This window comes from Nocardia sp. NPDC004278, from assembly GCF_053602975.1.
In genome coordinates this window covers 174,178-187,905 of record NZ_JBSGEQ010000015.1, presented here as the reverse complement: position 1 = coordinate 187,905, position 13,728 = coordinate 174,178, and the positions used below count along the sequence as shown (strand labels likewise).

11 protein-coding genes are annotated in these 13,728 nt (G+C 66.2%); 9 read left to right on the top strand and 2 right to left on the bottom strand.

The window, feature by feature from the left end:
- Window positions 1-3 precede the first annotated feature (3 nt).
- Window positions 4-1,491 carry an amidohydrolase family protein gene (locus tag ACWEO2_RS23695; RefSeq protein WP_452407298.1) on the top strand — a complete coding sequence of 496 codons (1,488 nt, stop codon included), beginning with the start codon at window positions 4-6 and terminating at the stop codon, window positions 1,489-1,491.
- A gap of 1 nt (window position 1,492) precedes the next feature.
- Here the strand turns inward: ACWEO2_RS23695 and ACWEO2_RS23690 are convergent, their stop codons facing one another.
- Window positions 1,493-2,059 carry a TetR/AcrR family transcriptional regulator gene (locus ACWEO2_RS23690; RefSeq protein WP_354958395.1) on the bottom strand — a complete coding sequence of 189 codons (567 nt, stop codon included), beginning with the start codon at window positions 2,057-2,059 and terminating at the stop codon, window positions 1,493-1,495.
- 93 nt (window positions 2,060-2,152) lie between these two features.
- Window positions 2,153-4,969, bottom strand: coding sequence for an aconitate hydratase (locus ACWEO2_RS23685; protein WP_452407297.1), 2,817 nt, complete (start codon window positions 4,967-4,969; stop codon window positions 2,153-2,155).
- Between the two features lie 331 nt (window positions 4,970-5,300).
- Between ACWEO2_RS23685 and ACWEO2_RS23680 the strand changes: the two genes are divergently transcribed.
- The 8 genes from ACWEO2_RS23680 to ACWEO2_RS23645 all read left to right on the top strand — a co-directional run bounded on the left by ACWEO2_RS23680 (window position 5,301) and on the right by ACWEO2_RS23645 (window position 13,704).
- The gene (locus ACWEO2_RS23680) at window positions 5,301-5,876 is read left to right on the top strand and encodes an Rv1476 family membrane protein (protein WP_452407296.1); all 576 of its coding nucleotides are present in this window, start codon (window positions 5,301-5,303) and stop codon (window positions 5,874-5,876) included.
- Window positions 5,877-6,140: 264 nt separating this feature from the next.
- Window positions 6,141-7,568, top strand: coding sequence for an NlpC/P60 family protein (locus ACWEO2_RS23675; RefSeq protein WP_452407295.1), 1,428 nt, complete (start codon window positions 6,141-6,143; stop codon window positions 7,566-7,568).
- 139 nt (window positions 7,569-7,707) lie between these two features.
- Window positions 7,708-8,910 (top strand): AAA family ATPase, encoded by a 1,203-nt coding sequence (locus ACWEO2_RS23670; RefSeq protein ID WP_452407294.1) that lies wholly within the window; start codon window positions 7,708-7,710, stop codon window positions 8,908-8,910.
- A gap of 32 nt (window positions 8,911-8,942) precedes the next feature.
- Window positions 8,943-9,893 carry a DUF58 domain-containing protein gene (locus ACWEO2_RS23665; RefSeq protein ID WP_355186212.1) on the top strand — a complete coding sequence of 317 codons (951 nt, stop codon included), beginning with the start codon at window positions 8,943-8,945 and terminating at the stop codon, window positions 9,891-9,893.
- Window positions 9,890-10,894 carry a VWA domain-containing protein gene (locus ACWEO2_RS23660; RefSeq protein WP_452407293.1) on the top strand — a complete coding sequence of 335 codons (1,005 nt, stop codon included), beginning with the start codon at window positions 9,890-9,892 and terminating at the stop codon, window positions 10,892-10,894. Before ACWEO2_RS23665 ends, ACWEO2_RS23660 begins: the two co-directional genes overlap by 4 nt.
- Window positions 10,895-10,991: 97 nt before the next feature.
- Entirely contained in the window at window positions 10,992-11,708 is a 717-nt protein-coding gene (gene fabG1 / locus ACWEO2_RS23655; protein WP_354957251.1) for a 3-oxoacyl-ACP reductase FabG1, read from the top strand.
- A 76-nt stretch (window positions 11,709-11,784) separates the two neighbouring features.
- Window positions 11,785-12,621 carry an NADH-dependent enoyl-ACP reductase InhA gene (gene inhA, locus ACWEO2_RS23650; RefSeq protein WP_354957252.1) on the top strand — a complete coding sequence of 279 codons (837 nt, stop codon included), beginning with the start codon at window positions 11,785-11,787 and terminating at the stop codon, window positions 12,619-12,621.
- Window positions 12,622-12,642: 21 nt separating this feature from the next.
- Entirely contained in the window at window positions 12,643-13,704 is a 1,062-nt protein-coding gene (locus ACWEO2_RS23645) for a ferrochelatase (protein ID WP_452407292.1), read from the top strand.
- Window positions 13,705-13,728 lie beyond the last annotated feature (24 nt).

Sequence of the window (13,728 nt, the reverse complement as noted above, 5' to 3'; positions counted from 1 at the left end):
GTAGTGCGGGAGATCAGTCGGGCCGAGTTTCTCGGGGTGCTGGCCGGCGCAGCTGCCGGGGCTATTGCGAGTGGTGTGGTCGGCGGTGCGCCCGCCGGTGCGGATCCGGGTGCGGCCGAGCCGATTTCGGTGTTGTCCGGTGCCACGCTGATCGACGGGACCGGTGCGGCGCCGCGCCCGGATACGACCATTGTGCTCGCGGGGGACCGGATCGTGGCTGTGGGCGGGTTCGCGGACCTGCCGTTGCCGCCGCAGGTGCGGTTGGTGGATCTGACGGGCAAGTTCGTGATTCCGGGGCTGTGGGATATGCATACCCACGTGACGTCGGCGGAGCAGTTCTTTCCGCCGCTGCATGTGGTCAACGGCGTCACCGGGGTTCGCGAGATGTGGGGTGACCCGCAAACCCACGACCTGCGCAGGCGCATCGAACTGGGACAGGCGTTCGGTCCGCGGATCGTGATCGCGAGCAATATCATCGACGGCCCGCCCGGTATCTGGCCGGGCTCCGAGGTGGTGTCCACCGGTACCGAGGCCAGAGCCGCGGTACGGCGAGCCGCGCAGGGCGGCGCGGACTTCATCAAGGTCTACTCGCTGCTGTCACGTGCAGCCCTCACGGCCATCGCGGATGAGGCGAACAAGATCGGGCTGCGCTTTGCCGGACATGTGCCCAACCTGATCCCGGTCCAGGAGGCGGTCGATCTCGGTCAGTACACGATCGAGCATATGTACGGGATGCTGCTGTCCACGTCGTCGCGCGCGGACGAACTGTACGCGGAGATCGAAGCTGATCCGGATGGGTGGCGGGCGAACCGGATTCGACTCGAACAGGCCGCCGCGGAAACGCACAGCCCCGAACGAGCGGCGGCCCTGATCGATCAGATGATCCGGCACAATTGCTGGCAGTCACCGACTTTGGTGGTCCAGCAGCGTCTGATGACCGGTCGACCGCCGGGCGATCCCAATGACGAGCGACTGCGCTATCTGCCCGCCTACTTCCAGCAGATGTGGCAGGGCCAGGCCGCAGCACTGCCGGTCGAGCAGAGTGCGGTGTTGCAGCGGAACTATGCGGCCCGCCTACGTCTGCTCGCGACAATGTACGAGGCCGGTGTCGGCATCGTGGCGGGCACCGATGCGGGCAACCCGTTCGTCTTTCCCGGTTTCGCGCTGCACGAGGAGCTGGAACTGCTGGTGCAGGCCGGTCTTTCGCCGATGCGGACATTGCAGGCGGCGACCCGCGACGCCGCGCGATGCCTGGGCATGGCACACCTCAGCGGCACCGTCGAGCCCGGAAAATTCGCGGATCTGGTTGTGCTGGACGGTGATCCGCTCGTATCGATCGGTAATACCCGGCGCATCCATGCCGTGGTGTGCCGGGGACAGTACCTGGCGCCCGAAGACCGCGACCGCATCCTGCGCAAGGTCGAAACGGCCGCGGAACAGGTGAATTCCGCGCCGCCGCCGGACGGTCCGCGCGGCGGATGCTGCGGCTGACTCAGTCCTTGCGGCGCACTGAGGCTTCGACCAGATCCAGTACCGCGGAAAGGTTTTCGTTGGTATGCCCGGACGCGATGCGGGCGATGAGCCCGTCGAGTACCAGGTCCAGATAGCCGAGCAGGACGTCGGTGGGTACATCGTCGCGTAGGGCGCCAGCGGCCTTGCGCCGTTCGAGCCGGGCGAGGGTCGCGGCGGTCAGCTCGGCCGAGCGCTGCGACCAGCCCGCGCGGAACTCCGGATCGGTGCGCAGCCGGCGCGCGATCTCCAAACGCGTTCCGAGCCAATTGAATTGCTCGGGATGGGCCAGCATGTCGCGCATGACCTGCACTAGGCCCTGATTGGCCGCGACATCGGCCATGCGATTGGCATCTTCCTGTGCCAGTGCGAGGAACAGGGCGTCCTTATCCCGGAAGTGATGGAAGATCGCGCCACGGGACAGGCCGATGGCTTCCTCCAGGCGGCGCACGGTGGCGCCGTCGTACCCGTATTCGGCGAAACAGGCCCGCGCCCCGTCGAGTATCTGACTACGCCGGGCGGCGAGGTGATCGTCACTGACCTTGGGCATCTGGCGGGCTCCTCCGAGCGAAGCGGGCAAGCAATGTGAAGAGGTCCGCGCACCGCACGATGGCGGTGCGCGGACCCACTACAGCACAGTCGATCAGCCGCGAATCATATTGCGCAGCACGTACTGCAGGATGCCACCGTTGCGGTAGTAGTCGGCCTCACCGGGGGTGTCGATCCGGACCACCGCGTCGAAGGTGACCACATCACCGTTCTCCTTGGTGGCGGTGACCTTCATGGTCTTCGGAGTCACACCCTCGTTCAGCTTGGTGATGCCTTCGATATCGAAGGTCTCGGTGCCGTCCAGCTTCAGCGACGCGGCCGACTCACCGGCCGGGAACTGCAGCGGGATGACGCCCATACCGATGAGGTTCGAGCGGTGGATGCGCTCGAAGGACTCGGTGATGACGGCCTTCACGCCGAGCAGCGAGGTGCCCTTGGCGGCCCAGTCACGCGAGGAACCCGAGCCGTACTCCTTGCCGCCCAGCACGACCAGCGGGATGCCCGCGGCCTGGTAGTTCTGCGAGGCGTCGTAGATGAACGCCTGCGGGCCACCGTCCTGGGTGAAGTCGCGGGTGTACCCGCCCGAGACATCGTCGAGCAGCTGGTTGCGCAGCCGGATGTTGGCGAAGGTGCCGCGGATCATCACCTCGTGGTTACCGCGACGCGAGCCGTAGGAGTTGTAGTCCTTGCGCTCGACGCCGTTGGCTTCCAGGTACTGCGCGGCCGGGGTGCCCGGCTTGATGTTGCCAGCGGGGGAGATGTGGTCGGTGGTGACCGAATCGCCCAGCAGCGCGAGCACACGCGCGCCCTTGATATCGGTGACCGGCTCCGGCGTCTGCGGCATGCCCTCGAAGTACGGAGGCTTGCGGACGTAGGTCGACTCCTCGGCCCACTCGAAGGTCTTGCCCTCCGGGGTCGGCAGCGAACGCCAGCGCTCGTCACCCTTGAAGACGTCCTTGTAGTCCTCGAGGAACATATCGCGGGAGATGACCCGGTCGATGGTGTCCTGGATTTCCTGCGGCGAGGGCCAGATGTCCTTCAGGAACACCTCGTTGCCGTTGGTGTCCGTGCCGAGCGCGTCGTTCTCGAAGTCGAAGTCCATGGTGCCCGCGAGCGCGTAGGCGATGACCAGCGGCGGGGAAGCCAGGTAGTTCATCTTCACGTCGGGGGAGATGCGGCCCTCGAAGTTGCGGTTGCCGGAAAGCACCGCGGTGACGCTCAGATCGTTGTCGTTGACCGCCTTGGAGATCTCCTCCGGCAGCGGACCGGTGTTGCCGATGCAGGTGGCGCAACCGAACGCGACCAGGTTGAAGCCCAGCTTGTCCAGGTACGGCCACAGGCCGGCCTTTTCGTAGTAGCCGTTGACGACCTGCGAGCCCGGGGCCATCGAGGTCTTCACCCACGGCTTGCGGGTCAGGCCCTTCTCCACCGCGTTGCGGGCCAGCAGGGCCGCGCCCAGCATGACCGACGGGTTGGAGGTGTTGGTGCAGGAGGTGATCGAGGCGACCACGACCGCGCCGTGGTCCAGCACGAAGTCGCCGTACTCCTCGGTGGCGACCTTGACCGGCTTGGACGGGCGGCCAACCGCGCCGTTCGCGGCCGAGGGCAGCACGGCGTCGTCTTCGGCGAAGGAGAGCACTGCCGGATCGCTGGCCGGGAAGGACTCCTCGATGGCCTCGTCCAGGTGGGTGTGCGGCGTCACGGCGGCCGGACCGCTCTCCGCGTCATCGGTGTAATTGTGGATGTCCTTGCGGAAGGCGGTCTTGCTCTCCGACAACAGGATTCGGTCCTGCGGACGCTTCGGACCGGCGATGGACGGCACCACGGTGCTCAGGTCCAGCTCCAGGTACTCCGAGTAGGCGGGCTCGTTATCGGCGTCGTGCCACAGGCCCTGCTCCTTGGCGTAGGCCTCGACCAGCGCGACCTGCTCATCGGAGCGGCCGGTCAGCTTCAGGTAGTCGACGGTCACCTCGTCGATCGGGAAGATCGCTGCGGTGGAACCGAATTCGGGGCTCATATTGCCCAGGGTGGCGCGGTTGGCCAACGGCACCTCGGAGACGCCCTTGCCGTAGAACTCGACGAACTTGCCGACCACACCGTGCTTGCGCAGCATATCGGTGACGGTGAGCACGACGTCGGTGGCGGTCACACCCGGCTTGATCTCACCGGTCAGCTTGAAGCCGACGACGCGCGGGATGAGCATGGAGACCGGCTGGCCCAGCATGGCCGCCTCGGCCTCGATACCGCCGACGCCCCAACCCAATACGCCGAGGCCGTTGACCATGGTGGTGTGCGAGTCGGTGCCGACACAGGTGTCCGGGTAGGCCTGGCCGTTGCGGACCATGACGACGCGGGCCAGGTGCTCGATATTGACCTGGTGCACGATGCCGGTGCTCGGCGGAACGACCTTGAAATCGTCGAAAGCCGTTTGGCCCCAACGCAGGAACTGGTAGCGCTCACCGTTGCGCTGGTATTCGATGTCGACATTGCGCTCGAAGGCGTCCGCACGGCCGAATACGTCGATGATGACGGAGTGGTCGATGACCATTTCGGCGGGGGCGAGCGGGTTGACCTTGTCCGGGTCGCCGCCGAGGGTGGCGACGGCCTCACGCATGGTGGCCAGGTCGACGATGCAGGGCACACCGGTGAAGTCCTGCATGATCACCCGCGCCGGGGTGAACTGGATCTCGGTGTTCGGCTGAGCCGACGGATCCCAGCTCGCGATCGCGCGGATGTGATCGGCGGTGATGTTGGCGCCGTCCTCGGTGCGGAGCAGATTCTCCGCGAGGACCTTCAGTGCGTAGGGGAGTTTCTCGGTGCCCGGCACGGCCGAGAGACGGAAGATCTCGTAGGAGTTGCTTCCGACCTCGAGGGTGCCCTTGGCGCCGAAAGTATCGATACTTGTCGTCACGTCAGCTCCACTCGTCTGTGAGGGTGGCCATCGGCGGGGCTGTGCCGATGGCCGGTCTTTCCGAGCGACCCGAAAGCGGTCGCTACGGTTACGTCTTTGGATGGCTCCAGCGCTGGAACGTACTGGCTCCTCGCGCCTTCGAGCCTAACAGTACGCTTGTCCTGTGAAACGCGCGGGTGCCGTTCGGCGCGCCGTCCGAAGGTGCTGCGACACTCCGTCGCGTACTGTGGCGAGTTGGTCGGGACGACCGGTGGGCAGGTACCGGTTGATCCCGCAGTGTTGTATGCCCGTCGCCTCGCGTCCCGATGCGGCTCGACAGACCGGATGGAAGATGACCGTCTCGTACACCTCGGTTCTTACCCCCATGCGCGCCGAACTGCCGCCTGGTATCGACGACAAGACCTTGGTTCAGATCAAAGAGGATGTGGTCGACAACCGCATCGCCACCCCGAAGGGTAAGGATCAGGACGCACTCGAGGCGGTTGTTGCCGACGCTCGGGCCCATGGCATCGAGCTCAGCATCGTGGTGATTCCCGGCAATCCCGGCCACGACTCCAATCTACGTGACCTGGCCACCGAGATCGGCAAGACCGAGCACGGAACCGTGGTGGTGTTCAGCGACGATTGGGTCGGCACCTATAGCGATTCGATCAGCCGGGTGAAGCTGGAACGGGCCGAGGACTTTTCCAAGAGCACGCAGGGGCAATCGGCGCAGGCGGCGCAGCTTTTCGTTGATCGGTTGGAGCGGCCGGAGACGTTCTCCTGGACCGCGATCACCAGTGTGTTGCTGGTCGGTACTGCGGTCTTGGTCGGCGGACTCTATTGGATCAAGTCTCGCCGGGCTGCCGGGGAGTCTGTGCCGGTAGGGGTTCTGGGGCGCGACGACGACCTGGGCTCCACTTCATAACGGGTTTCCGTTCAGCAACTTTTCCTGACGGTCGGTGTGTTTTTCCCGACCAAGTCCTCATGCCCGTCTGGCTATCTTGCGGCAATGGGTAAATTTCGCGGCTGTATTTCTGTTGCTGGAGTTACATTGGTGAAGGATGTGTCGTACGGTTCGAATGATCCTGATGGGGAAAGAGTGTTGAGAGAGCTATCTGTCAACCACTGAGCGGGATGGTTCGCAGGGGGCTCGTGAGGTTAAGCCGAATCGGGTCCTTTGGGAGGTGCGATGCGCAACGTCGGCGTAGCCGGTTCTCAGCGTCCACTGTGGGTCGCTCTGGGGTTGCTGGTCACCGCGGCGCTATTCGTCACGGCCGGACCCGTTGCCGCGGTGCCGCCGGCCCCACCCAACCCGAGCGACGGCCAGATCGCCGATGCCGGAGCGCAGGTCGATGCCGGAGTGAGCGAGGTCGGCGCGCTGATCAACCAGGTTGCCGCCGCGGATCAGAAGCTGCAGGAACTAGACGCCGTGGTCGCCCAGAGACGCGAAGCGGTCAATAAGGCCCTCGTCGATCTGCAGGACGCGCGCGATGCCGCCGATGTGGCCGCCGCCGCGGTCGTGGATACCCAGCGCGAACTCGTCGATGCCGGAGCCCAGGTCGAACAGGCCCGCCGCAACTTCGACCAATTCGCGGTGCAGGCCTACAGCCGGCCGGCGGCGACCTCGGTGGTCACCTATCTGTCCTCGGCGAATCCGGACCTCGCGCTCGGCCGCGCTCAGATATTCACCCTGGTGTCGAAGAACCAGCAGTCGGTACTGGACTCGTTGCGCCGCGCTCAGATCGATCAGGGCAATAGGAATTCCATTGCGCGGCAAGCGAAGTTGGTCGCCGACGCGGCCGCCGCAGCGGCCGAGCAGAAGAAGGCCGACGCCGAGCAAGCGGTCGCCGCGGTGCAGGCCGAACAGAATCAGCAGGCCGCACAGCGAGCGGGCCTACTACGCGAGCGCACATCGGCACAGGGACGTTTGGATGTCGCGCGCGCGAATGTGGCCGGGCTGCAAGGACAACGCGAGGCCTATCTGGCCTGGGACGAGCAGCGCAAGGCCGAGGAGGCCGCCGTGCGCGCGGCCGCCGCGGCTGCCGCCGCGCGGGCCGCGCAGGATCAGGCCGCGATGGAGCGCGCAGCGCATGCGGGTGAGGGGAGGCGACCACACGTCCAGCTGGACGATTCGCCGCCACCGCGCAAGACCCGGCCGCGGGCGACCGGGCCGAACATGCCATCCATCGGCGGCTCCGCGGCCGTCGAAACCGTTGTCGATCGCGCCATATCGCAGCTCGGCGTCGACTACGCCTGGGGCGGCGGCGATGAGGACGGACCGACCCTCGGGATCCACGACGGCGGCGTTGCCGACAGCTACGGCGATTACGACAAGGTCGGCTTCGACTGCTCGGGTCTGATGATCTACGCCTTCGCCGGAATCGGCGTGTCATTGCCGCACTACAGCGGCTATCAGTACAACGCGGGCACCCGGGTGCCCGTCGGCCAGCGCACCCGCGGCGACATGCTGTTCTGGGGGCCGAACGGCAGCGAACACGTCGCGCTCTACCTCGGCAACGGCAAGATGGTCGAGGCGCCGCAATCCGGCGAGGTCGTGCGGGTGTCTCCGGTGCGTGAGGGCGGCATCATGCCGTACGCGGTGCGGATCGTCACCTGATCCCTAGGCTGGGGCCGTACGCCGCGAACCCGACGCGCGAATCTGTTGATTTGCCGTGATCTCGGGTCCGGTTGCGGCGTATGCGGCCATCACCTGGAATAGTTGTGGCAGCACGCACAGGACCAAAGCGAAAGCGGGGATGTTGGTGACTTCGACGGACGGTGTGAGCGGGGCAAATTTGGCGAAAGCGGCCGCTGCTCCCGCATCCAGCACCCTGGAGCGTGACGTCCAGACCCTGGAAAAGGCGATATACGAGGTCAAGCGCGTAATCGTGGGTCAGGATCGGCTCGTCGAACGGCTGCTCGTCGGGGTGCTGGCGCGCGGCCACGTACTACTCGAGGGTGTGCCGGGTATCGCCAAAACCCTTGCGGTGGAGACCTTCGCCAGGGTGGTCGGCGGTTCGTTCTCCCGCGTCCAGTTCACCCCCGACCTGGTGCCGACCGATCTCATCGGTACCCGGATCTACCGCCAGGGCCGCGAGGAATTCGATACCGAACTCGGTCCGGTCGTGGCGAACTTCGTCCTCGCCGACGAGATCAACCGCGCGCCCGCGAAGGTGCAGTCCGCGCTGCTGGAAGTGATGGCCGAGCGGCATGTGTCGATCGGTGGCAAGACGTACCCGATGCCCGATCCGTTCCTTGTCATGGCGACGCAGAACCCGATCGAGAGCGAGGGCGTGTACCCGCTGCCAGAGGCGCAGCGCGACCGCTTCCTGTTCAAGGTCGTCGTCGACTACCCGTCGGTGGAGGAAGAGCGCGAGATCATCTACCGGATGGGTGTCACCCCGCCGGAGGCCAAGCCGATCCTGGAACCCGTCGAGCTGATCCGGCTGCAGCAGGTGGCCGCGAATACCTTCGTGCACCACGCGCTGGTCGACTACGTGGTCCGGGTGATCGCGGCGACCCGCAAGCCCGCCGACTTCGGCATGCAGGATGTGGCGAGCTGGATCGCCTACGGCGCCTCGCCGCGCGCCAGCCTCGGCATCATCGCCGCCGCCCGCGCCGTCGCGCTGATCCGTGGCCGCGACTATGTGGTGCCGCAGGATGTCGTCGAGGTGATTCCGGATGTGCTGCGCCATCGTCTGGTGCTGTCCTACGACGCACTCGCCGACGAGATCAGCCCGGACGATGTGATCAAGCGGGTGCTGCAGACGGTCGGCCTGCCGCAGGTCGCGCCGCAGGCGGTCGCACCGGGCGCCGCGGCCGCACCGGCTCCGGCCGCTCCGCCCGCGATGGGGCCGCACGGCTCCCCGGTTCCGCAGCCGCCCGCACCTCAGGATGCGGTGCCGCAGCCGTCGGTGGCGCAGATGTCCCCGGCCGCCAGCAATAACCAGCCGAAGTGACCTCAGCATCGGATCCGGTTCCACCAGTGCCGATGTCATCCCACGCACCGCCGTCCTTCCGATCGGGTGAACTGTCCGATCCGAAACTGACGGCGGCGCTGAAAACGCTGGAATTGACCGTGCGCCGCAGGCTCGACGGTGTGCTGCACGGCGATCATCTCGGACTCATCCCGGGCCCTGGCTCGGAACCGGGCGAGGCCAGGACCTACCAGCCGGGCGACGACGTGCGGCAGATGGATTGGTCGGTCACCGCCCGCACCACCCATCCGCATGTCCGGCAGATGATCGCGGACCGGGAACTGGAGACCTGGATGGTGGTCGACCTGTCGGCCAGCCTCGACTTCGGCACCGCACTGTGCCAGAAGCGCGATCTGGCGATCGCGGCCGCAGCGGCGATCACCCACCTGACCAGTGGCGGTGGCAATCGGATCGGCGCGGTCGTCGCGACCGGTGAGCAGTTGACGCGCATTCCCGCACGCAGCGGCCGGGTGCACGCGCAGTCGATGCTGCGCGAGATCGCGACGACGCCGCATGCCCGCGACGGTGTGCGCGGCGATCTGCGCGAGGCGATCGAATCGCTGCGCCGCCCGCAGCGCAAGCGCGGACTCGCGGTGATCATCAGCGACTTCCTCGGTGACATCAACTGGCAGCGCTCACTGCGCGCCATCTCCGCGCGCCACGATCTGCTCGCGGTGGAGGTGCTCGATCCGCGCGATCTGTCGCTGCCCGATGTGGGTGATGTGGTGCTGCACGATCCGGAGACCGGGCGCACCCGGGAATTCAGCGTGACTCCTGCGTTGCGCGCCGATTTCGCGGCCGCCGCCCAACGCCATCGCGTTCAGGTCGAACAGGCGCTGCGCAGTTGCGGCGCACCGGTGCTCACCCTGCAGACCGATCGGGACTGGATCTCGGATGTGGTCCGGTTCGTGTCCACCCGGCGCCACGCATTCGGCGCCCCGAGCGGACGGGCGCCGCGCCAGTGAGTATTTCGCATTTCACCGCGCTGATCTGGTTGGGCTTCCTCGCCGTCGTCGTGCTGATCGCGCTGGGCTATATCCTCGTACAGCGCAGTCGCCACCGGCACATGCTGCAGTTCAGCAATATGGAACTGCTGGAGAAGGTCGCCCCGTCGCGGCCGAGTCCGATCCGGCATGTGCCGATAGCGCTGATGCTGATCGGTCTGGTCTTCCTCACCATCGCGGCCGCGGGGCCGACCGCGGTCAAGAAGGTACCGCGCAATCGCGCGACAGTCGTTCTGGTAATGGACGTTTCGCTGTCCATGGAGGCCACCGATGTGCCGCCGTCGCGGCTGAAGGTGGCGCAGAAGGCGGGTAAGGAATTCGTCGACGGACTGCCGCCCGGTATCAATCTCGGCTTCGTCACCTTCGCGGGCACCGCCTCGGTCATGGTGCCGCCGACGACGAATCGCGAGGCCGTCAAGGCGGCTATCGACAACATCAAACTCGCCGAGCGCACCGCAACCGGTGAGGGCATTCTCACCGCGCTGCAGTCGATCGACACCATTGCCACGGTGCTCGGCGGTGCGGAAACGCCGCCGCCTGCACGCATCGTGCTGATGTCGGACGGTAAGCAGACCGTGCCCGACGATAAGGATGTCGACAATCCACGGCACGGTTTCACCGCGGCCCGCCTGGCGAAGAACAAAGGCGTTCCGGTGTCAACGATTTCGTTCGGCACCTCGTGGGGCACGGTGGAGATCCCGGACCAGGACGGTAAGGGCGCTCAGCGCGTCAAGGTGCCTGTCGACGACGATGCGCTGCGCGAGATCGCCAAACTCTCCGGCGGTGACTTCTATACCGCGTCCAGCCTGACCGAGTTGACCGCTGTCTATGACACCCTCGAAGAGCAGATCGGCTTCGAGATGACCAGGGGCGATGCCAGTCGACCATGGCTTTTGCTGGGCATGTTGCTCGTCGCTGCCGGTGTGGTTACCGGCTTGCTCTATCGTCAACGCCTGCCGTAGTCGTCAATGTCCGCCGTCGCGACGCGCCCGGCGCCGCATAGCGCACTGCATGTGGCCGGGGCGTGGCGCACGAACCCGAACAGATAGGTTGGTCTTCATGTCGAACATCACATCCCGGTCGGTCCTGGTGACCGGCGGTAATCGCGGCATCGGCCTCGCGGTCGCGCAGCGTCTGCTGGCCGATGGGCACAAGGTGGCCGTCACGCATCGCGGGTCGGGGGTTCCGGACGGTCTGTTCGGTGTGAAATGCGATGTGACGGACAGTGACTCGGTCGATGCCGCCTTCACCGAGGTGGAGCAGCATCAGGGGCCGGTCGAGGTGTTGGTCGCCAATGCGGGCATCACCGACGACACCCTGCTGATGCGGATGACCGAGGAGCAGTTCACCAAGGTCATCGATGCGAACCTGACCGGCGCGTTCCGCTGCGCCAAGCGCGCGAACCGAGCCATGCTGCGGGCGCGTTGGGGTCGGATGATCTTCCTCGGCTCCGTGGTCGGCCTCGCCGGTCAAGCTGGACAGATCAACTACGCCGCATCCAAGGCCGGTGTTATCGGTCTGGCTCGCTCGGTCACCCGTGAACTCGGTTCGCGCTCGATCACCGCCAATGTCGTCGCGCCCGGCTTCATCGAGACCGATATGACCGCCGAGCTGCCCGACGATCTGCGCGAGATGGCGAAGAAATTCATTCCGTTGCAGCGTCTCGGCGAGCCCGAAGATGTCGCGGCCGTGGTCAGCTTCCTCGCCTCCGAGGATTCGCGCTATGTATCCGGCGCGGTGATCCCGGTCGACGGCGGCATGGGCATGGGCCACTGAGCCGACCCGAAAACGATGCGCCGCCTCGGCGGTCGCGCAACCCCACGAACTTCGACCACAGGAGAACCGAAAACCCATGGGCGGATTGCTCGAAGGCAAGACCGTACTGATCACCGGCATCATCACCGATTCCTCGATCGCGTTCCACGCGGCCGCGGTCGCGCAGGAGCAGGGCGCGAAGGTGCTGATCACCGGTATTCCGGAGCGGCTGCGGCTGATCGATCGGATCGCCAAGCGGCTGCCGCAAGAGGTCGGTCCGGCCATCCCGCTCGATGTCACCAGCGAGGACGATCTCGGCGCGCTGGCCGATAAGGTGCGCGAGCTCGCGCCCGAGGGCGTCGATGGCGTGCTGCACTCGATCGCCTTTGCGCCGCGCACGCTGATGGGTCCGGAGGCGCGTCCGTTCCTGGACGGTCCCGGCCCGGATGCGGCCAAGGCCTTCGAGATCTCGGCTTGGAGCTACGCCTCGCTGGCGCGCGCCGTGCTGCCGGTCATGAACGAGGGCGGTTCGATTGTCGGCATGGACTTCGATCCGCGCACCGCGATGCCGTTCTACAACTGGATGGGTGTGGCCAAGGCCGCGCTGGAGTCGGTGAACCGCTATGTGGCGCGCGAGGTCGGTACCGCCAAGCGGATTCGCTCGAATCTGATCGCCGCCGGACCGATCAAGACCCTCGCGGCCAAGGCCATCGCGGGCACGGCGACCGATGATGCGGCCAAGCTGAACCAGCTCAACACCTACTGGGACGGTGCCTCGCCGATCGGCTGGGATGTCGACGACCCGACCGTGGTCGCGAAGTCGATCGTCACGCTGCTCTCGGACTGGCTGCCCGCTACCACCGGTTCGATCATCTACGTCGACGGCGGAGCCAGCCACAACACCTGGTTCCCGGAGAACATGTCGATCAACTGACGTATTTCGAAGGGAGACACCGTGGTTCGGGCCGCCGACGCCCTGCTGCTGCTGTCGTTCGGCGGCCCTGAGCGTCCCGAGGACGTCATGCCGTTCCTGGAGAACGTCACCCGGGGGCGGGGCGTGCCGCGCGAACGCTTGGCAGAGGTCGCGCAGCATTACCTGCACTTCGGGGGTGTCTCGCCGATCAATGCGCTCAACCGCGACATCATTGCCGCGGTGCAGCGCGAATTGGCCGGTTCCGGAATCGAATTGCCGGTCTATTTCGGCAACCGCAACTGGAACCCGATGGTCGAGGAGACCGTCGCGCGGATGGCCGCCGACGGTGTGCGGTCGGCATTGGTCTTCCCGACCTCGGCGTGGGGCGGGTACTCCGGCTGTCTACAGTACGACGAGGACATCAGCAGGGCGCGGGCGGCCTTCGGGCCGGATGCGCCGGAACTGGTGAAGTTGCGGCAATACTTCGACCATCCGCTGTTGATCGAGGCATTCGCCGCCGCCATTCGTGCCGCGGTGGATGCCCTGCCCGTGCAGCGCCGGGACGGCGCTCGACTGGTGTTCACCGCGCACTCGATTCCGGTATCGGCCGATATTTCCGCGGGGCCGCCTGCCGATGGTGGCCGCCTGTACAGCCGCCAGGTTGCCGAGGCCGCCCGATTGTGCGCCGCCGCAACGGGATTCACCGATTATGACCTGGTGTGGCAGTCCCGCTCCGGTCCACCGCAGATCCCGTGGCTCGATCCGGATATCGTCGATCATCTCGAGGAACTGTCCGGCAAGGGGGTGGATGCGGTCGTGGTCTGCCCGGTCGGGTTCGTCTCCGATCACCTCGAGGTCATCTGGGATCTGGACAACGAAGCCAGGGAAAAGGCCGAGGAACTGGGTATGGCGTTCGCCAGGGCCGCCACCCCCGGCACCGATCCCCGCTTCGCCCGGTTGGTCGTCGAATTGATCAACGAACACCTGGCCGACAGTTCGCCGCGCCGCCTCGGCGACATCCCGGGCTATGGCTGCACCGTAAACGGTGCACCCTGTGCGGTCGGCTGCTGCACCCCGCCCCATCGTCCCGCCACGGCAACCTAGCCCAGCTTCTGCGGCGGACGTCCT

Coding starts and splice junctions, on each gene's coding strand:
- ACWEO2_RS23690 (WP_354958395.1), bottom strand. CDS start 2,059: ATGCCCAAGGTCAGTGACGATCACCTCGCCGCCCGGCGTAGTCAGATA.
- ACWEO2_RS23680 (WP_452407296.1), top strand. CDS start 5,301: ATGACCGTCTCGTACACCTCGGTTCTTACCCCCATGCGCGCCGAACTG.
- ACWEO2_RS23675 (WP_452407295.1), top strand. CDS start 6,141: ATGCGCAACGTCGGCGTAGCCGGTTCTCAGCGTCCACTGTGGGTCGCT.
- ACWEO2_RS23670 (WP_452407294.1), top strand. CDS start 7,708: ATGTTGGTGACTTCGACGGACGGTGTGAGCGGGGCAAATTTGGCGAAA.
- ACWEO2_RS23665 (WP_355186212.1), top strand. CDS start 8,943: ATGTCATCCCACGCACCGCCGTCCTTCCGATCGGGTGAACTGTCCGAT.
- fabG1 (WP_354957251.1), top strand. CDS start 10,992: ATGTCGAACATCACATCCCGGTCGGTCCTGGTGACCGGCGGTAATCGC.
- inhA (WP_354957252.1), top strand. CDS start 11,785: ATGGGCGGATTGCTCGAAGGCAAGACCGTACTGATCACCGGCATCATC.